Here is a 20,939-nt window from a genome sequence, read left to right on the forward strand (position 1 = left end):
TTTTCATCCCTTTCGGTAAATTGAAGGCGTCATATTATAAATTTTCTTAAAAACTTTCACAAAATAATTATTATCATCATAGCCTACAAAGCTGCTTATCTCTTGAATTGGAAGCTCAGTTTCCTTTAAGAGAGAGGTAGCTTTTTTGCAACGCTGTTTTGCAATGAAATAGGATATGGTTTCTCCTGTTTCTTTTTTAAATAGCATAGATAAATGAGAAATTGAGATTCCTACATGTTTAGAAATGGCATCGAGTGTCAGCTCTTCGCTTAAGTTTAAATCAATATATTCAATGACTTTTTGAATAGTTGATGAGTATTGACCATAAGATATACGGTGATTGCGCACTGCTTTTGTAAGCTCTAGTATCATTTCTAGGATAAATTGTTGTTGTGAATCAACACTTCCAGTTGAGGCCAATTGCACGTATTTTTGGGTGATTGAATCAATGGTTATTACTGAAAGCCCTGATTGTTCCGCCGCCTTTCTTGCCAGTGAGCGGATAATAGCAAAGCTTGAAGCAGAAGCATAATAGTTTTGTATATCGCTATTGTATGAATGTGGATTAAAGTTAGAGGACATCTCTTTAAATGCGGTGCTTATGTTTTCCACATCGCCATTTTTTATCATAAGTAAGAAACGCTTTTCATTGTCATAACGCTTATATATTTCACTATAATTAGGAATATCTCCGAAGGTTTGCTGATTGTTCTTGGTGACTGTTTTAATAAATCCCGTAAGTCTGCGATATTCAAATTCAACTTCATTAATTGATATTGTTTTTAGTATGCCTTCGATAGTTTTTTGAATTTGAGAAGCATAAAGAATAGGAAGTTTTGTGTAGTACAGCTTTAGGGCAAGTGCCTTTGATGCAGCAGCATTGTGTTCAATTAGAACAGTTTCTATTTGTGATTCTGAAAGGCTGGATTTTACATAGGGGCCTACTATGAACTTCTGATTTGCATATTCGAAAAAAACAATAGACACGCCAAAGTAATCTACAACTTCATAAAAAGTTTTAGGGACAGCTGAATTCAGTAAATAGTGCAATGCATCTGTGGTGAACATAGGCTGTAAATCTTTATCGAAACAGAATTCCTTCTCGAACCAAGAAAGTTCCTTGGAATCATTACTTATCGCAATTGCAGATAAAGATAGAATATTTTGAGTTAGTTCAAGTAGTAGATTTACATCAGCTTTTTTCATTTTACACCTCGTAAGATATTACTATAAATAATACGATAATTCTATCACAGCAAACAGTAACATGCTACTATATGCTTACCAAGAAAGCTTTCGATAACAAATTATTAAAGACAGAGGTAAAAATATGGGAAAAGAAAAGACTCTTACGAGAGAAGACAATGGAGTTGTTTATAAGAAAGCTAAAACTATACACATTGCCTTGGCAACTATGACAGGTGCCGCTCAGATGGTTTTTTATATGCTTATGGGGGCAGCAACGTATATTGGAAATGCTAATTTTGGAATACTAGTTGCTATTACAGGATTTATCATCACGGGTTCTCGATTGTTTGATGGCATTACTGATCCAGTGATTGCTTTTTTTATTGAAAGGTTTAATTCGAAATTTGGTAAAGTGAGATTTTCAATAATGACTGGATGGGGGTTAATGGCAATAGCCACAACGTTAATGTGCAATATTGGACCAAAGCTTCATCTGACAGGATTTATGGGATGTATTTTCTTTGTTTTTTCTTATGCCATTTATATTGTGGGATACACTTTTGGAAGTATCGCAGGTCAAATAAATGCAAATGTACTTACGAATGATCCTAAGCAGCGACCTACGATTGGAGTGTGGAATACTACGTATGCGTATTTGACACCGATGATTATGTCAGTTGTTGCATCTGCAGTGATTCTCCCACGATTTAATAATATTCAAGGAACAGAATACTTTGCAACATACAATATCGTGGTCATTATTGTTTCGTTTATTCTTTATATTTTGGCTTGTATTGGAATAGCACCATACGATATTCCAGAAAATTTTGAAGGTTTAAAGACTGATCAAGAAAAAGAAAAGACTACGCTTAAAGATATGGTAGCACTTATTAAAGAGAACAAAGAACTTCAAAGATTTATTGTGGCTGCTACATCTGATAAGCTTGCGCAGACAATAGGCTCTGCATCTGTTGTCTCGACAATGTTATTTGGAATAATGATAGGTTCGCTTGCAATTTCATCAATTCTTTCAGCGGTTGCAATGATACCTTCGATTATATTTGCAATTATTGGTTCAAGAATGGCAGGAAAACATGGAAGCAAGGCTGTGATGATTAAATGGACTTGGGTCTGCATAGTATTGAATGTTTTCTATGCTGTATATTTGCTATTTGCTCCAACTCAACTTGTAGGTTCTATTATTTATGGAAATCATTCGATGGCTGCAATTGCTATGGCCATTGTATTTCTACTATTCACATTTGGTAATAATGCTGTAAAAATGGTTGTTTCAGTAGCTACTGGAACATTAAGAATTGATATTGTTGATTATGAGTTGGATCGTTCGGGAAATTATATGCCTGCAACTGTTTCGGCTGCATATAGTTTTATAGACAAGATAGTATCTTCTTTAGGTGCGACTATTGCCACAATATGTGTTGGATTTATTGGTTATACAACAACAGTACCACAGCAGGGAGATCCACTTACTTTAGGAATAAAAATTATGACTGTAATTCTAATGATTGGTTTTCCAATTGTTGGGTGGATTTGTACACTTTTGGCGATGAAGAATTCGACCATATCTTACGAAAGAATGACAGAAATACAAAAAAGCATAGCAGAAAAAAAGGCAGCCTTGAAGCAAGGGGTTTAATTAATATTTGAGAGGATATAGATGAGAACTACAATACTTTGGAATGATAATTGGTTTTTTATAAAGGAAAATCATAGGGAAAAGATAACGCTTCCACACACTTGGAATGCAGTCGATGGACAGACTGGTCCAAATCAATACTATCGTGGAGTATGCACTTATATAAAAGAATTTGAAAAGCCTGTAATGGAATCCGGACAAAGATGTTACATTGAATTTCGAGGAGTTAATTCTTCCAGTGAAGTTTGGGTAAATGGACAGCATATTACAAGGCATGATGGAGGCTATTCAACATTTAGAGCGGACATAACAGATTTTTTGGCTTCTGAAAATGAAATTAAAGTTTATGTTTCAAATGAAGCAAATGATCGAGTTTATCCACAGCGAGCTGATTTTACCTTCTACGGGGGGATATATAGAGATGTGTATTTGCTGTTAGTTGATGAAAATCATTTTGATTTGGATTACTTCGGTGGAAATGGCTTATATGTAACTCCAAGAATTGCTGATAATACGGCAAACATTGATGTGAAAGCATATTTTACAGGTGGCGCTGACGAGGTAATTGTATCTATTGATGGACTGGGAGAATCAAAGCTTACTATAAAAGAAAAGTTTGGGAAGTTCGTAGCAAATGGAACAATCAAAATAGAGAATCCTCATCTATGGAATGGTGTTGAAGACCCATTTTTATATGAAATAACAGCGACACTTATTAAAGATGGGAAAGCGTCCGACCGTATATACGATAAATTTGGCGTTCGTGAATTTGCAGTTGATGCGGAGAAAGGCTTTTTTCTAAATGGAAAAAGTTATCCGCTTCATGGAGTGTCTCGTCATCAAGACTGGGCAGGGGTTGGAAATGCTTTGACAAAGGATATGCATGAAATAGATATCGACCTAATCCTTTCAATGGGCGCAAATTCTATTCGCTTGGCACATTATCAGCATGATCAGTATTTTTATGATTTGTGTGATGAAAAAGGAATCGTGGTATGGGCAGAAATTCCTTATATCACAGTCCATATGGATACTGGTAGAGATAACACAATATCTCAGATGCGCGAACTGATTTCTCAAAACTATAATCACGCATCCATTATGTGTTGGGCACTTTCCAATGAAATATCATTGCAGGGAGTTACAGAGGATTTAATTGAAAATCATAAAATTCTTAATGATATTGTTCATGAGATGGATCCAATTAGATACTCAGCCATGGCAAATTTATTTCTTCTGGAAACAGATTCGCCGCTTGTAACACTCCCAGATATTCGTGGCTATAATTTGTATTATGGCTGGTATGTGGGAGAGGTTACTGACAATGACAAGTGGTTTGATGATTTTCATGAAAAATATCCTGACGTTGCAATAGGACTTACAGAATATGGCGCTGATTCAGTAATAGACTTACAATCTCCGAAGCCACAAAAAGGTGATTTTACGGAAAGCTATCAGGCTATATATCACGAGCATATGCTAGAAATGTTTTCAATTAGACCTTATATTTGGGGAACTTACCTTTGGAATATGTTTGAGTTTGCTGCTGCTGGCCGTGACGAGGCAGGCGACCCAGGAAAGAATCATAAAGGTGTTATTACTTTTGATAGAAAACAAAAAAAGGATGCATTCTATATTTATAAGGCATGGTGGTCTAATGAACCATTTGTACATCTTTGTGGCAGCAGGTATAAGGATAGAATTGAAGAAGAGACTGAGATAAAAGTTTATTCTAACCAGTCAAAAGTGACTCTTTTTATAGATGGTCAGGAGTTGGAAACAAAGACGGGAGCGCATGTTTTTACATTTAGAGTGAAAATTAGTGGTAATCATAAAATAAAGGCAGTATCCGGTAATTGTTCAGATGAAATGGATATTAGAAAGGTTTCTAAACCTAATCCAGCATATTTTGCATCTTTGGATGAGGTAAAGAATTGGTTTGATGAACCTGAAGATAGTTTATTAGAAAAAGAAGGCTATCTATCCATTAATAGTTCCATGGAAGAAATTCAAGCAGTTCCAGCGGCAAAGGCTATTATTGATAAGATGATGGAAAAAATGACGAGTCAGACTGCTGGAGGAATGGGTGCAGGAGTAAAAATCACACCAGAAATGCAACAGATGATTAATAGACAACCATTGTCTAAACTACTTAGTCAAGGTGGAATAAAGATAGATAGTGAGCAGACAAAAGAACTGAATGAGGCACTATCTCAGATTAGGAAGATATAGAAATGAAGGAAGTATTTAATAAAGCAGAATGGATATCGCCGGAACAGAATATAGAGCCAAACAAGAGAAAAGGTGCAGGATATTTAAAGCAATTTTTTATTTATAGTGGTGGAGATGCAAAGATATATGCAACAGCTCATGGACTATATCAGATTTTAATCAATGGCAAGGAAATAACTAATGCGAGATTAACGCCTGGCTGTGATGCATATGATAAAAGATTACAATACCAAGAATATGAAATTACTGACGCATTAAAACTAGGTGAAAATGAAATATATGTTACCTTGGGAGATGGTTGGTATAGAGGCTGTAATGGAATTGATGGTGTGAGAAATCTATATGGAGATGATTTATCGTTTTTGGCCTCTATCATTGTTGATGATGATTTTTCTTCGCCAATTCTTGTGACTGATAATAGTTGGCTTGCTTCAGAGAATGGGCCAATTCTTTTGACTGATTTACAATTGGGTGAGACGTGCGATGCCAACATAGAAATAACATCGTGGAATCAAGCAAAGAAGATGCATTTTAGCTACGATAATTTAGTCCCACAGGAAGGACCATATGTTACAGAACATGAAATGTTTGAAGGTAAACTAATCACTGTTCCTAGTGGCGATTATGTATTTGATTTTGGTCAAAACTTAGCTGGATATACATCTTTTGTGGTAGAACATGCTCAAGGTGGCGAACGAATCACAATTGTTCATGGAGAATCACTTGATGAAAACGGTAATTTTACGATAGCTAATTTCCAGCCTGGCGAGAGGAATAAATCCGGAGGAATTAAGCAGGAGATAAACTATATATGCAAGCCTGGAAGAAACGAATTCAAACCGCTATTTTCAATTTTTGGATATAGATATGCGAAGGTGGAAACACAAATCCCTATCGATCATTTCTCTATAAAAAGCATATCTTTATACTCCGATATGAGACTAACAGCAACCTTCAAATGTGGTAATGAAGCTGTTAATCAGCTTTTTAATAACAGTATTTGGTCCATGAAATCAAATTTTTGCGATATACCGACGGATTGTCCAACTCGTGAAAGAGCAGGATGGACTGGGGATGCAGCGGTGTTTGTCAAAACAGGTGTGTACCTTATGGACTGCAGAGGTGTTTATGAAAAGTGGCTGGCGAATGTTAGATTGGGTCAACATAGTGATGGAAAGATGGCATATATTTGCCCTAAAAACTCTAAGCCAGGACAAATTGCTGAGATGTTTTCAGCATCTGTGGGCTGGGGCGATGCAGCAATTCTAGTACCATGGAATTTATATCGTATATACGGAGATAAGAACATTTTGATTTGCAATTACGATATGATGAAAAAGTGGGTGGATTTTTTAAAACAACGAGCTGGTAAAAGTAAGCTGAAAAATCGTTTTGGAGGTAATCCGTATAGGAAGTACATAATTGATACAGGTATGGATTATGGTGAATGGTGTGAACCTGGGGCAGATGTTATGAAGACAATGATGAATGCATTTAAAAATGGTCAGCCAGAGGTGGCAACAGCGTATTTTGCCCATTCTTCTAGATTGCTTTCAATAATTGGTTCAATCATTGGAGAAGACGAAGATAGTAAGTATTATGGAGTACTTGCTACAAACGCCCGAAGAGCCTATCAACACCTAGTTTTAAAAGATGGAAGGATAGTTTCAAATCGACAATGCGAGTACGTAAGGCCTATTGCATTTAAATTATTGGATGAATCTGACGCCAAGGTCGCAGCAGCTGATTTGAATGATCTAGTGATTGGTAATGATTATCATTTGAATACAGGATTTTTGTCTACACCTTTCTTATGTCAGGTCTTGGCTGATTATGGATATGTAGATACTGCGTATAAGCTATTATTGCAAAAAGATTATCCGTCATGGTTGTACGCTGTCGAAAAAGGAGCTACCACAATTTGGGAAACTTGGGATGGTATACGAGAGGATGGTACAGTTCATGATTCATTAAATCATTATTCTTATGGTGCTATTTCAGGATGGCTTTTGTCAGGGGTTTGTGGAATTGATTATGACTTTGAAGAAGTGCGAATTAGACCAATACCACATAAGAGTTTAAAATTTGCCAGTGGCAGCTTTGATTCTCCAAAAGGAAAAATTGTTTCTGAATGGAGATATGAGGGTGAAAATGTGAAGTATCATATAGAAATACCAAATGGTTTGGAGGCGACAATTGAGTTGCCTGACGGCCGTATTATAAATGCAATTGGAGGAAACTATGAGTTTTAAATTTGATAAAGATTTTATGTTGGGAGCATCTACTGCTGCACATCAAGTGGAAGGCAATAATACAAATTCTGATTATTGGGTAATGGAAAATATGGAATACACTCAGTTTGTAGAGCCATCAGATGATGCTTGTGATCATTACAATAAATATGAAGAGGATATCAAAATGCTTGCAGAAGCAGGGCTTAATACATATCGCTTCTCAATTGAGTGGGCAAGAATTGAACCAGAACAAGGGCATTTTGATGAAAAAGAAGTTGAGCATTATCGTGATGTAATCAAATGCTGTAAAGAAAATGGGATAGAGCCAGTAGTTACATTAATGCATTTTACTTCGCCAATTTGGCTGATAAAAATGGGTGGATGGGACAACGAGCAGGTTATTGATTTATTTGCTAATTATGCTAGATACATTACAGAGCAATTGGGAGATGAATTGAATTACATTTGTACAATTAATGAGGCAAATATGCGACTCCAGATTGGCGCTCTGATGGAGCGATTTAAAAAGCAGATGATGGCAAAAATGGCAGAGAATAAGGCCGGAGAAAATGAAGGAAAAGATGCACAAGAATCTATGGAAGGACAGGTTCAAGTGGGACTTAATCTCTCTAATCCGATGGAAAAGATGAAGCTTGCAGCTATTGAAAATGCAAAAGTATTTGGTGACCCACAACCTCATACATTTGTATCAGCTACTGACTCACAAGGAGATGAGATTGTTATTAAGGCTCATTTGGCGGCTAAAGAGGCAATTAAGTCTATTAATTCAGAAATAAATGTTGGAATTACACTTTCTCTTCATGATTGTCAAAGTATTCCAGGAGGAGAAGATAAGGCAAAAAAAGAATGGGATGAAGAGTTTGCTCATTATGTTCCATTTATTAAAGATGATGATTTCTTTGGCCTCCAAAATTATACAAGAACTATGTATGGACCAGATGGAATTGTTCCTGTTTCTGAAGGTACACCAATGACCCTTATGGACTATGAAGTATACCCAGAAGCTCTTGAAAATGTAATTAGAAGAGTTAATGAGGAAATGCCGGGTGTTCCAATTTTGGTTACAGAAAACGGCATTGCTACAGCGGATGATTCGCAACGCGTGAATTTCATTGATGTGGCTTTGAGAGGTGTATACAGTTGTATTGTTGATGGAATTCCTGTGATTGGTTACTGCCACTGGTCTCTTCTAGATAATTTTGAGTGGCAGAAGGGATATGCGCTAACCTTTGGACTATGTGCTGTTGATAGAACCACTCAGACTAGATTCCCAAAGCCAAGCTTGAAGCATTTAGGAAATTATATTTAAGAGGATTTGAAATGAAAATGTTAACTGGGGTTCAACAGATAATGATAGGGCGTTGCTGTAAGGATTACGAATCTGCGCTTACAACCTTAAAGAAAATAAAAGAAGCGGGATATGATTCGATTGAACTGAATGACTTTATGATCCACCCAACGCCATTTTTTGTGAGGATGCTTACAAAAGCAGCAGGAATGCCAACTGGAAATTGTGGAAAGCTTGATTGGCATAAACTAATTGCAGATAGTGGGCTAAAAGTGGCAAGTTTACATAGTTATTTGAATAGTATTGAAGAGAATCCTAAGGTAATAGCTGAGGAAGCATTAAGCTTTGGAACAGATACTGTAGTAATTACAGGTATGTATAGATTTGACTATAGTAAGCAAGCAGAGGTTGAGCAACTTGCGTCTAGATTAAATGAATCGGGAAAAGCATTATCTAAATATGGAGTCAAACTTTTGTATCATAATCACAACGTTGAACTTCAGAAGGTTAATGAAAATCAGACAGCATTTGATATACTAATTGAGCAGACGGATGAAAGATATGTAAGCTTTGAGGTTGATACATATTGGCTGGTTGATGGTGGTGCCGATGTTATTTCTATAATGAGAAAGCTTGGGAAAAGAATGACAATGTGGCACATTAATGATAGAGGTTGCAGGAATAATGGTCCCTATACAACGCCTATTCTTAAAATGAATGCAATGGAATTAGGAACAGGCAATATGGACTTGAGTACAATGCTTGAGATTGCTAAGGAAAATGAAGTAAAAGCCATAGTATTAGAGACCCATAAGAATTGGATAGATAACAGTCCTATTAAGAGCGTGGAAGTAAGTTCGAAGTGGTTAAGAAATAATATGTAAATTCTTTTGGAATACAGCTGATCATTTGATTGGCTGTATTTTTTGTGCTTATGTGATTTACATACAATCGCAAGAATTGCAATGTAGATGGCAAGCGTGACAATGGGAAAATAATTGAGTATTTTTTATTATTTGTACATAAAGAAAAGCAATAAATGAATCTTGGATATTACATATTTTGTAAGTGAATTCGTGGTGAACGACAAGATATGTAATAGTCAAGATTCATAGAAAAGGAGAAGGTAATGTACGAAGAATTAAAAGAAAAATTATCGAAAATTGGAATTATTCCTGTTGTTGTTTTAGAGAATGCAGATGATGCACATGCTCTTGGAGAGGCATTAATGAAGGGTGGTCTTCCAGCAGCGGAGGTTACATTTAGAACAGAAGCTGCAGAAGAGGTTATTAGAATTCTCTCTTCTGAGTTTCCAGAGATGCTTGTTGGAGCTGGAACAGTTCTTACAACAGAGCAGGCCGATAGAGCAATGGCGGCAGGTGCAAAGTTCATCGTAGCACCAGGCTTTAACCCAACAGTTGTAAAGCATTGCATTGAGAAAGGATATCCTGTTACACCAGGTGTTCAGACACCAGGTGAGATGGAGCAGGCAATGGAGCTTGGACTTGATTTTGTAAAGTTCTTCCCAGCTGAGCCATCAGGCGGTCTTTCAATGATAAAGGCTGTGGCAGCACCATATACAAAGCTTAAATTCATGCCAACAGGTGGAATTAACAAAGACAACGTAAAAGATTATTTAGCATATAACAAGATTGTTGCTTGCGGTGGCACATGGATGGTTAAGGGCGATTTAATTGCATCTGGTGATTTTAGAACAATCGAAGACTTGACTCGAGAAGCAGCTGATATTGTTAGGGAGGTACGTTCGTAATGGAAATGACTTTAAGATGGTATGGAAAGGATTTCGATACCGTAACTTTAGAGCAGATTAGACAGATTCCTGGTGTTACAGGAGTTATCACAACACTTTATGATACAAAGCCAGGAGAGGTATGGACTCGCGAGAGAATCCGCGAAATGAAAAAAGAGGTTGAGGCAGCAGGCCTCAAGGTTGCAGGTATTGAGAGTGTAAATGTACACGAGAATATCAAGCTTGGAAAAGATAATCGTGACGATTTAATTGAGAATTATATTGAGACACTTAAGAATCTTGGTGAGGAAGATATTCATCTTGTATGCTACAACTTCATGCCAGTATTTGACTGGACACGCACAGAGCTTGCTAGAAAAAGAGCAGATGGCTCAACGGTACTTGCTTATACACAGGAAGCAGTTGATGCACTTGTTCCAGAGGAAATGTTTAACTCGATTTCTGGTGATATGAACGGATCAGTAATGCCAGGCTGGGAGCCAGACAGACTTGCTCACGTAAAGGAATTATTTGAGGAATACAAGGGCGTAACTGATGAAGATTTATTTGAAAATCTCAAGTATTTCTTGGAAAAGATTATGCCAGTATGTGACAAGTATGACATCAACATGGCTATTCATCCAGATGATCCAGCATGGCCAGTATTCGGACTTCCTAGAATCATCATCAACAAGGAAAATATCCAGCGAATGATGAAGATGGTAGATAACCCACACAATGGTGTTACATTCTGCTCAGGTTCTTACGGAACAAATCTTGATAATGATTTGCCAGATATGATTAGAAGTCTTGAAGGAAGAATTCATTTTGCACATGTAAGAAACCTCAAGTTCAATACACCAACAGATTTTGAAGAGGCAGCTCACCTTTCAAGTGACGGCAGCTTCGATATGTACGAGATTGTAAAGGCTCTTTATGACATCGGATTTACAGGTCCAATTAGACCAGATCATGGACGTATGATTTGGGGCGAAAAGGCAATGCCAGGCTATGGTCTTTACGATAGAGCATTAGGGGCAACATATATTAATGGTCTTTGGGAAGCAATCGAGAAAGCAGATAAGAATAAATAATTAGGAGAGAAAGAAAATGGGATATTATGAAATCGATTTAAAGGGTAAGGTAGCAGTAGTAACAGGAGCAGGTGGAGTACTTTGCAGTATGTTTGCCAAGACTCTTGCAGCAGCAGGAGCAAAGGTTGCTCTTCTTGATTTAAATGAAGAAATGGCAAAGAAATTTGCTGATGAGATTAATCAGGCAGGTGGTATTGCAAAGGGATATAAGACAAACGTACTTGAGAAGGAAAGCCTTGAGCAGGTACATACTCAGGTTTTAGCAGACCTTGGTCCTTGCGATATTCTTCTTAACGGAGCAGGTGGAAATAACAAAAGAGCTAATACAGACAAGGAATATTTCTTCGCAGGTGATGAACTTGATAATGATACAATCAGCTTTTTCGACCTTGACCAGTCAGGCGTAGAATTTGTATTCAATCTAAACTTTATTGGAACACTTCTTCCAACACAGGTTTTTGCAAAGGATATGATTGGCAAAAAGAATTGCTCAATTATTAATATTTCATCTATGAATGCCTACACACCACTTACAAAGATTCCTGCATATTCAGGAGCAAAGGCTGCCATCAGCAACTTTACACAGTGGCTTGCTGTTCACTTCTCAAAGGAAGGCATCCGTGTAAATGCAATCGCACCAGGATTCTTCGTGACTGCTCAGAATAAGGATTTATTATTCAATGCAGATGGCACACCAACAGCTAGAACAGAAAAGATTCTTGCAGCAACACCTATGGGCAGATTTGGCGAGGCAGAAGAACTAAACGGAACACTTTTATACCTTTTAAATGAGAAAATGGCAAGCTTTGTTACAGGCGTTGTTATCCCAATTGATGGCGGATTCTCTGCATACAGTGGGGTATAAAAATGAAAAAGTTCATGGACGACAATTTTCTTCTTTCAAATGATACAGCAGTTGAATTATTCGGGGCTGTAAAGTCTGAACCAATAATTGACTTTCATAATCATTTGAATCCTAGAGAAATATACGAAGATAAAACATTTGATAATATGGCTGAGGTTTGGCTTGGCGGTGACCACTATAAGTGGCGCGCCATGCGAGCTAACGGCATTTCCGAAGAGCTTATTACCGGAGACGGGGCTCCTTTTGATAAATTTATGGCATGGGCAGATACTGTACAGAATCTGATCGGCAATCCACTGTATCACTGGACTCATTTAGAGCTTCAGAGATATTTTGGAATCACTACACCACTTTGTCCTGACACTGCCAGAGAAATTTGGGACAAGTGCAACGAAAAGCTTCAAACAAAAGAATACTCAGTTAGAAATCTCCTAAGGATGCAAAATGTATCTGTCCTCTGCACAACAGATGATCCAGCCGATTCCTTGGAATGGCATAGCAAAATAAAAGAGGATGGCTTTGAGATAAAGGTACTTCCAAGCTTTAGACCTGAGAAGGCTGTTGCCATTGAAAAGGCTGATTACAAAACATACATTAACCGTTTAGAAACTGTAGTAAACACACCAATTAAAAATGTAGAAGATTTAATTTCAGCTTTGGCTAAGCGTCTTGACTTCTTCGTTGAAAATGGTTGTCGCGTGTCTGACCATAGCTTGGAAAACACATTTTTCGTTCCAGCTGACTATGCAGAAGTAAACCAACTTTTTGTAGACCGTTTAAATGGAAAGGCTCTCACAGAAGAGGAAGCAGGCAAATTCCATGGCTACATGTATGTGCAGTTGGCGAAGGAATATACAAAACGAGACATTGTAATGCAGCTTCATATTGGCGCTATTAGAAATAACTCAAAGAGATTTTTTGAAAAGCTTGGAGTAGATACAGGATTTGATTCCTTAAATGATTTCAACTACGCTCCACAGCTTTCTGCAATGCTTTCAGAAATGGATTTATATGATAACCTGCCAAAGACTATTCTTTACTGCCTGAATCCAAAGGATACAGAAATGCTTGCTGCTATGGCTGGCAATTTCTGCAGTAATGAAAAAGGAATTAAGGGCAAGGTACAGCTAGGTGCTGCATGGTGGTTCTGTGATCACAAAAACGGAATGGAAAAGCAAATCGAAGTTATGTCAGACCTTGGGCTCATTTCCACATCAGTTGGAATGCTCACTGATTCTCGTAGCTTTTTATCATTCCCACGCCACGAGCTTTACCGCAGAATCCTCTGCAACAAGGTAGGTTCATGGGTAGAAAACGGAGAATATCCAGCCGACCTATCGTATTTACGTAACATGGTACAAGCCGTATGTGGCACAAATGCTATACAATATTTTAAGTTTTAGGTTGCCTAGCATAGAAAAACATGGCAAGCGCGAGCAGGGAAGTGCCATGCCAAGCCTGGGAGGGTCCCACACCGGGCGGGTTGGGGCCCAGGCTTGAGTATGGAGGGTGCCCTGCGGGAGCATGAAAAAGTAGGATTGCTAGGCAGAATGGAGAGAGAAATGGAACTAGATTTGAGAGACAAAAAAGATTGTAAATTTGATGCGGTGAGCTTGGGGGAGGTTATGCTGAGACTTGACCCAGGTGAGGGCCGCATCCGCACAGCTAGACAGTTTAGAGCATGGGAAGGCGGCGGAGAGTATAATGTAATCCGCGGACTTCGCAGATGCTTTGGAATGGACACGGCAGTTATTACTGCATTTGCGGATAATGAAGTTGGTCACCTTGTAGAGGACTTTATTCTTCAGGGAGGAGTTGATACTTCTCTTATTAATTGGAAGAAAACAGATGGAATTGGTAGAGAGTGCAGAAATGGCTTGAACTTCGTAGAGAGAGGCTTTGGCATTCGTGGAGCACTTAGCTGCTCTGATAGAGCAAATACTGCAATTTCTCAGGCAACAGCTGAGGATTTTGACTTCGATTACATTTTTGGCGAGCTTGGAGTTAGATGGTTCCATACAGGCGGAATCTATGCAGCTCTTTCTGAAAAGTCAGCCGAGACAGTAGTAAAGGCTATTAAGACTGCAAAGAAATATGGAACTATTGTTTCTTATGATTTAAACTATAGAGCTTCTATGTGGTCAGCTATTGGCGGTCAGAAAAAGGCTCAGGAAGTTAATAAGGAAATTGCTAAATATGTAGATGTAATGATTGGAAATGAGGAAGATTTTACAGCTTGCCTAGGCTTTGAAATTGAGGGAAATGATGAGAACCTCAAGGAGCTTAACATTGATGGTTATAAAAAGATGATTGATGAGGCTGCAAAGGTTTACCCTAATTTCAAGGTTGTTGCTACAACTCTTCGTACAGTAAAGACAGCAACTGTCAACGATTGGTCTGCACTTTGCTGGGCAGATGGTCAGATTTTCAAGGCAAAGGCTTATGATAATCTTGAAATCCTAGATAGAGTTGGTGGTGGCGATTCATTTGCATCAGGACTTATCTATGGTCTTATGACAACAGGCGATGCTGAAAAGGCTGTTGAGTATGGTACAGCTCATGGAGCACTTGCTATGACAACACCTGGCGATACCACAATGGCAACCTGTGCTGAGGTTGAAGCACTCATGGGAGGCGCAGGAGCTAGAGTAAAACGATAAGATTTAAACAGGTCCTCATGGGATCTGTTTATTTTTTTTGTGTTAAATAATCACATAAAATTGAGCACTTTTGATTGAAATAAACACTTAAACGTTAAAGAAATCCACAGTATTGAAAATATTCACAAAAAGTTCACATTTATGTATAGACAATTTTAGGCGCAGAGATTATTATAGATAACGTTCACGCGACAACGAACAAATACGGATAAAATCCGGGGAGGAAGAAGAAAAATGGCTATAGGCACTATTATTACTTGTACTGGACCAGAAGACTTGTACAGAAAGGCTGAGGATTTACTCAGACATGGGATTCACACAGAATTCATTGCTAGAAACACTATGAGGGTTGTAAGTGTTCAGAAAATTAGCAAGGTAAGTCAGATGAATGTCCAAAGTGCTAACAAGACATTAAGTATTGCGTAGTTATATTATATAAAAATAGGGTGTTATATAATAGATAAGCAAGCAAAAAGCGATCACCAAGAGGTGGTCGCTTTTTTGCATGCTGCGGTATGTTTTTATTTTGAACTATATGTGAATTTAACCATACTTTTACGTTTTGCGATTATAATTATGAGCATAGACTTAATGTCTGTTTCATGTAAATAGGTTTCAGAATCTTGTTTATGTTCACACTTAGGGGGATTTTAAATGAGTACTCTTTTTAAGAAAATTCATACAGAAGATTTTAGATGGTATGACGAAGTATTTATAGTTTTGTTTGTTGCAGCTTTCTTGATGATAATTTTGGGAGAAAGTTTGGGTGGTTTGTTAGTGGTCCCTTTTCGTCATCTAATAGAAAGTGATACCACTGGCTACTGGGCAATGTTCTGTATGTATTTCATGTTCATAGGAATTTGGGTGGTCTTTTTGGCAGTCATGCTCATTATAAAAAAAGACAGACCAATTCTTAGGACCCTGTGGAAGGCACCAAAGGGAAATAATATCAAATATTTGGGAATTGGATTTTTGATTGGATTTGGTCTCAATATGCTGTGCGCTATTGCAGCAATGCTAAACGGGGATATTTCCTTGCATTATGACTCTTTTAATATTATGAAGCTATTATTGCTATTAATTGCTGTTTTTATACAATCTTCTGCTGAAGAATTGGTTTGCAGAGGATTCATATTTCAGCGATTGAGAAGGGGATATCGTCATCCTGCAGTAGCTATTATTATGAATGCTATGTTGTTTGCATCAATGCATTTGTTGAATCCTGGCGTTGGGGTCATTTCTATAGTAGCGGTATTAATGGCAGGAATATTCTTCTCATTGATGGTTTATTACATGGATAGTATCTGGTGTGCTATGGCTGCTCATGCAGCATGGAATTACAATCAAAATATCATACTTGGTCTTCCAAACAGCGGAATAGTATCTCCAGTCTCAATTTTTAAATTAGATGCAGCATCTGCTAGAAATAGTTTTGCTTATAACGTTGAATTTGGTATAGAAGGTGCAATAATGGCAGTGGTTGCTTTGGTTGTTGCCAGCATACTTATTATTGTTTTTTATGGTAAGAAGAACCAAAAGCCTTACAATCCATGGACAGATATATAGTTGCAACTATCAAGCATATATGAGCACATAAAAAGGAGAAGCATAAAATGAATAAAAAAAATAGCGTTCAATTACTTTGTGAAAAAATGCCATATTTAGCAGTATTACTGGCTGTGATTGTCCCAACAATTCTTGTGGGAATAGGAGCAGCTATAGGAGAAATGATTTCCGTTGACGCTGGAAATATAGGAACGTGTATTGCTGCTGTAATATTGATGTTCATATTTAAGTTTTGTATTTTTCCGGAATTTAAAGGCTTTGTAAAAGCGGAAATCTCGGCAAAGGACATTTGCATAATAATGCTTCCTTTTATTATTTATCTAATACTTACGTTGATTTCTCCTTTGTTCTTTGGAAAATCATTATATTTTAATCCAACTATTAAAGCGATTATCATGGGGCTTTCTGCTGGATTTGGTGAAGAGGCAATGTTCAGAATTTTTTCGCTGACTATTATTATGGGATACGTTAAGAAGGAAAAAAGACTTGCTGTAATAGTTTTACTAGCATTGTTATTTGGATTAATTCATTTAGGTAACATTACACAGGGGGCAGATATGGTTATGTCTGTGGTGCAGATGGTCGACTCAATTTTTATGGCGCTTTTGTTTACTGAGTTGTATTTAATGACGGGTAGTGTGGTATTTCCAATATTTGCCCACGGTTTTTATGACTATATTTGTTTTACCACAGACCCATCACTTTCCGATGAAGGAATACTTGTAGAACAGTACAGCAAAGGGGAGATTGTGTATGCTCTTGTATTGGGAATAATCGTTGGCATGGTTGCATTATATTTGTTAAGCAAAAATAAAATGCAAAAAGCCAATGAAATATGGGATAAAAAGTGGCAATAAGAATTATTGAAACACCAAAATAGTCAGTGGATATAAGCGGGGTAATAGTATGTTGATGCATGATTTTATAAAACGTTCAGATATGATTTCCTGTATGTTGTGTAAGGATGCGCCATGTAGTAATGCCTGCGAAAAATTTAATCCCGCAGATGCTCTTAGAAGCGTCTGGTTTGGCAATCAGGATGTTGCTTCTTTAATTATTCCTCAGGGCACCCCTTGCATGGACTGTAAAGGATCATGTGAGAATGCCTGTGTGGCAAATGACAAAGTCAGAATAAAAAATATTATGACAACACTTTCTGAAAAAGTAAGATCTGCTGCAGAAATAGATTTGCCTCAGGATGAAGAAAGATTGAGATGCGATATGTGCGGAGTTCCATTGGAAAATCCGTTTATTTTGGCCTCTTCTGTTGTAGCGTCAACATATGATATGTGTGCCAGAGCCTTTGAGGCTGGCTGGGCTGGAGTTTCATTTAAAACAATTTGTTCCTTGGATATACATGAAGCGTCTCCTAGATTCTCGGCAATAAAGGGCGACAACGGAAGTATTATAGGATTTAAGAATATAGAACAATTATCAGATCATAGTGTTGCTGAAAATATGCATATTTTCAGGGAACTGAAAAAGAATTATCCTACTAAATTTATTTTGGCTTCAATTATGGGAAAAGATGAGGCTGAATGGGAATCCCTTGCAAAGGAATGTGAGGAAAATGGTGCGGATGCTATAGAGCTTAATTTTTCATGCCCTAATATGATGGAAGGGGGCCTGGGCTCTGATATTGGTCAGGTGCCAGAATTGGTGGAGAGATTCACTAGAGCCGCTAAGAAAAGTACTACTATTCCTGTACTTGCAAAGCTGACTCCAAATGTTGCAACAATGTCACCTGCGGCGGAGGCTGCATATCGAGGCGGCGCTGATGGCGTAGCAGCTATTAATACTATAAAGAGTGTTATAGGGGTTAGCCCTTATACATTTGTTTCTGCGCCGGCAGTCAAAGGAAAGTCTGCACTGGGCGGCTATAGCGGAAATGCAGTTAAGCCTATTGCTCTTAGATTTATTTCTGAATTAGGCCAAAACAAAACGATCGAGGGTATGCATATAAGTGGTATTGGTGGGATAGAAACCTGGAGAGATTCTCTTGAATTTATTCTTTTAGGAGCAGGTTCAATCCAAATTTGCACAGCTGTAATGCAATATGGATACAGAATTATTGACGATTTAAAAGCTGGTTTAAATTATTATTTACATCAAATGGGAATTGCTTCAGTGAAGGATATTGTAGGAGCAGGTATTGAATCCATTAGCAACACAACAGATGTGCTAGAGAGAGATACTATACTGCTGCCACAGTTTGATATTAGTAAATGCAATGGCTGTGGCAGGTGCGTAATATCATGTGATGACGGAGGTCATCAGGCAATTAGATTTGAAAATAGGATTCCTAAACTAGATGGTAGCAAGTGTGTAGGCTGTCATCTGTGCCGTCTAGTGTGTCCGGAAAATGCTATATCACAAACCAAAAAGAGAATTAGCAGGTGATTTATATAACAATTAAGTGCAGTCTGTTGTAGTCTCTTTCCTCTAGTAAATACAGAATTCTGCGAGCTCGAGAGTACTGAGTTCTGTTGATAGAGATAACACAGAGCTTGTCAGCGCCATTGTATAATCCACGTCTGAAAAATGGAATTCTGCGCCATGATTTTGTAAATGCAACGGACTGCTCTAAAAGTAAATCTGAGGTCCTGTTGGAGACGATTCTATTTGTGGTCTCGCAAAGAACAACATCTCTTCCTACGTTCTTTGAAAGCTTAGGTTTCTTTTTCATATAACATATACCTCTTAGTTTAAATGAATATCTAATTTTTTCCCCATAGAATCTGCAATTTTAACTAGAAAATCTAGTGAAGGATTATACTTCCCACTCTCCATACGTGAAATATTTGATTTTTTGGTGCCTGCAATGTCTGCAAGAGCCGATTGTGTAAGATTAAGTGTCTTGCGAGTGTCACGAAGCTCTTTGGCAATTGAATGTCTGGCGGAAAGAGCTGAGGGAGTGACAACACCGTCTGAGTATCTATTCTTCATAGTTCACCCCACATGTATAAGTTATCATATATGATAACATATGGCAAGGGTATTCACAAGAAAAACATCTTTTTAATTAACCGGTAATGTACTATAATTTTTACTGAGATATTCTTAGATTTTTGTTTTTATAATTAATAGAAACAGGAATCCTGCTAAAATATTTGGAGGAAGGAATATGGTCAACAAACAACACAAATTTCTTACATTTATCTTAATTATTATTCTTACTACCGGTATCATTGGTGGAGTTTTTGGAATAAGCTATTTCAAAGGCGGAGTCACATTCCCGTGGCAGCTTACCACCTTGGCAAATGAGCAAAATGTTACAGAAAAGGAAACTGCTGTAGAGCCACAGACACAGGAGGAGACAGCGGTGGCTGGTAAAACAGAAACAACTACAGAGACCACTACAACAGAGGAAACAACTGAGCCAGAGCCAGTTATCGAGGTTACCGAAGGCGAGGACACAGAGGACAATGAGCTTCACTCTAGCATTGGCACAGCTGTTACTCATGAGGATAGAGATGATTACTATGGAGCCCTTTTTGTAGAGGATGGCAAGCTAGTAGATTCAGAGGGCAACCAGGTTCAGCTTACTGGTGTCAGCTCACATGGCATCAATTGGTTCCCAGAATATGTTTCAGCAGACTCAATCAAAACGCTCAGAGATGATTGGGGTGTTAACGTAATTAGACTTGCTATGTACACCAGCGATTACAATGGATATTGTGTTGGTGGCAGCGACAATCAGGAGACTCTCAAGGGAATCATTGATGAGGCTGTAGAGGCTGCTACAGATAATGACATGTATGTTATTATTGATTGGCACACATTAAATGATAGCGACCCTAACGAATACAAATCAGATGCTATTCAGTTCTTTGGAGAGATGGTTCGTAAATACGAAGATTACGATAATGTAATTTACGAAATCTGCAATGAACCAAATGGCGACACAACATGGGACGACATCAAAAAATATGCAAACGAAGTTATTCCTGTTATCAGAGGAGTAGATGAGGATGCAATTATCCTTGTTGGCACACCTAGCTGGTCAAGCGATTTAGAGTCAGTTGTTGATGATCAGCTTGATTTTGATAACATTATGTACACGTATCACTTTTACGCAGCTAGCCACAAATCTAGTGCTAGAAGCGATTTAGAGGATGCTTTAGAGGCAGGACTTCCAGTATTCATTTCTGAGTACGGTTTGGTTTCTGCAGATGGCAACGGCGACGTTGATACCAAAGAAGCAGAAAAGTGGTATGACCTAATTGAAGAAAACAATCTTTCATCATGCATTTGGAATCTTTCAAATAAGGATGAAGGTTCTGCCCTCATTAGCTCAGATTGCGATGAGACATCTGATTGGGCTGAGGATGATTTATCCGAAGAGGGACAATATTTTTATGATTATATTAAGACTGGAGAATAA

At 37.8% G+C, this 20,939-nt stretch carries 17 protein-coding genes and 1 pseudogene; 15 read left to right on the plus strand and 3 right to left on the minus strand.

Annotated elements, in window-relative coordinates:
* Positions 1 to 3 precede the first annotated feature (3 nt).
* On the minus strand, positions 4 to 1,206 hold the full coding sequence (locus tag E7276_RS04580; protein WP_294214299.1) for a helix-turn-helix domain-containing protein: 1,203 nt from the start codon (positions 1,204 to 1,206) through the stop codon (positions 4 to 6).
* Positions 1,207 to 1,330: 124 nt separating this feature from the next.
* Here E7276_RS04580 and E7276_RS04585 point away from each other — a divergent pair, with 124 nt between their 5' ends.
* The 14 genes and pseudogenes from E7276_RS04585 to preA all read left to right on the plus strand — a co-directional run bounded on the left by E7276_RS04585 (position 1,331) and on the right by preA (position 18,955).
* Entirely contained in the window at positions 1,331 to 2,845 is a 1,515-nt protein-coding gene (locus E7276_RS04585) for an MFS transporter (RefSeq protein ID WP_294214304.1), read from the plus strand.
* 21 nt (positions 2,846 to 2,866) lie between these two features.
* Entirely contained in the window at positions 2,867 to 5,077 is a 2,211-nt protein-coding gene (locus tag E7276_RS04590; RefSeq protein WP_294214307.1) for a glycoside hydrolase family 2 protein, read from the plus strand.
* Positions 5,078 to 5,079: 2 nt separating this feature from the next.
* On the plus strand, positions 5,080 to 7,329 hold the full coding sequence (locus E7276_RS04595) for a family 78 glycoside hydrolase catalytic domain (RefSeq protein WP_294214308.1): 2,250 nt from the start codon (positions 5,080 to 5,082) through the stop codon (positions 7,327 to 7,329).
* On the plus strand, positions 7,319 to 8,641 hold the full coding sequence (locus tag E7276_RS04600) for a glycoside hydrolase family 1 protein (RefSeq protein ID WP_294214310.1): 1,323 nt from the start codon (positions 7,319 to 7,321) through the stop codon (positions 8,639 to 8,641). Before E7276_RS04595 ends, E7276_RS04600 begins: the two co-directional genes overlap by 11 nt.
* Before the next feature lie 11 nt (positions 8,642 to 8,652).
* Positions 8,653 to 9,504 carry a sugar phosphate isomerase/epimerase family protein gene (locus E7276_RS04605; protein ID WP_294214313.1) on the plus strand — a complete coding sequence of 284 codons (852 nt, stop codon included), beginning with the start codon at positions 8,653 to 8,655 and terminating at the stop codon, positions 9,502 to 9,504.
* Between the two features lie 245 nt (positions 9,505 to 9,749).
* A pseudogene (locus E7276_RS04610) lies at positions 9,750 to 10,361 on the plus strand (bifunctional 4-hydroxy-2-oxoglutarate aldolase/2-dehydro-3-deoxy-phosphogluconate aldolase); the annotation flags it as partial.
* Between the two features lie 29 nt (positions 10,362 to 10,390).
* On the plus strand, positions 10,391 to 11,464 hold the full coding sequence (gene uxuA / locus E7276_RS04615; protein WP_294214317.1) for a mannonate dehydratase: 1,074 nt from the start codon (positions 10,391 to 10,393) through the stop codon (positions 11,462 to 11,464).
* Between the two features lie 16 nt (positions 11,465 to 11,480).
* Positions 11,481 to 12,329, plus strand: coding sequence for an SDR family oxidoreductase (locus E7276_RS04620; RefSeq protein ID WP_294214319.1), 849 nt, complete (start codon positions 11,481 to 11,483; stop codon positions 12,327 to 12,329).
* Positions 12,330 to 12,331: 2 nt separating this feature from the next.
* Positions 12,332 to 13,732: a glucuronate isomerase gene (gene uxaC, locus E7276_RS04625; RefSeq protein WP_294214322.1), complete on the plus strand. Its 1,401-nt coding sequence runs from the start codon at positions 12,332 to 12,334 to the stop codon at positions 13,730 to 13,732.
* A gap of 159 nt (positions 13,733 to 13,891) precedes the next feature.
* Positions 13,892 to 14,989 (plus strand): sugar kinase, encoded by a 1,098-nt coding sequence (locus E7276_RS04630; protein WP_294214325.1) that lies wholly within the window; start codon positions 13,892 to 13,894, stop codon positions 14,987 to 14,989.
* Positions 14,990 to 15,223: 234 nt separating this feature from the next.
* Positions 15,224 to 15,415 (plus strand): hypothetical protein, encoded by a 192-nt coding sequence (locus E7276_RS04635; RefSeq protein ID WP_294214328.1) that lies wholly within the window; start codon positions 15,224 to 15,226, stop codon positions 15,413 to 15,415.
* A gap of 228 nt (positions 15,416 to 15,643) precedes the next feature.
* Positions 15,644 to 16,555, plus strand: coding sequence for a CPBP family intramembrane glutamic endopeptidase (locus E7276_RS04640; protein WP_294214330.1), 912 nt, complete (start codon positions 15,644 to 15,646; stop codon positions 16,553 to 16,555).
* Positions 16,556 to 16,602: 47 nt separating this feature from the next.
* A complete protein-coding gene (locus E7276_RS04645) occupies positions 16,603 to 17,412 on the plus strand; it encodes a CPBP family intramembrane glutamic endopeptidase (RefSeq protein ID WP_294214333.1) in 810 nt (269 codons plus the stop codon).
* 49 nt (positions 17,413 to 17,461) lie between these two features.
* On the plus strand, positions 17,462 to 18,955 hold the full coding sequence (gene preA, locus E7276_RS04650) for an NAD-dependent dihydropyrimidine dehydrogenase subunit PreA (RefSeq protein WP_294214335.1): 1,494 nt from the start codon (positions 17,462 to 17,464) through the stop codon (positions 18,953 to 18,955).
* A gap of 1 nt (position 18,956) precedes the next feature.
* Here preA and E7276_RS04655 read toward each other — a convergent pair whose 3' ends face one another.
* Both E7276_RS04655 and E7276_RS04660 read right to left on the minus strand, forming a co-directional pair.
* A complete protein-coding gene (locus tag E7276_RS04655) occupies positions 18,957 to 19,241 on the minus strand; it encodes a hypothetical protein (protein ID WP_294214337.1) in 285 nt (94 codons plus the stop codon).
* A 14-nt stretch (positions 19,242 to 19,255) separates the two neighbouring features.
* Positions 19,256 to 19,501, minus strand: coding sequence for a helix-turn-helix transcriptional regulator (locus E7276_RS04660; protein WP_294214340.1), 246 nt, complete (start codon positions 19,499 to 19,501; stop codon positions 19,256 to 19,258).
* A 178-nt stretch (positions 19,502 to 19,679) separates the two neighbouring features.
* Between E7276_RS04660 and E7276_RS04665 the strand changes: the two genes are divergently transcribed.
* The gene (locus E7276_RS04665; protein ID WP_294214342.1) at positions 19,680 to 20,939 is read left to right on the plus strand and encodes a glycoside hydrolase family 5 protein; all 1,260 of its coding nucleotides are present in this window, start codon (positions 19,680 to 19,682) and stop codon (positions 20,937 to 20,939) included.

Source organism: Pseudobutyrivibrio sp., from assembly GCF_015057185.1.
Classification (GTDB): domain Bacteria; phylum Bacillota; class Clostridia; order Lachnospirales; family Lachnospiraceae; genus Pseudobutyrivibrio.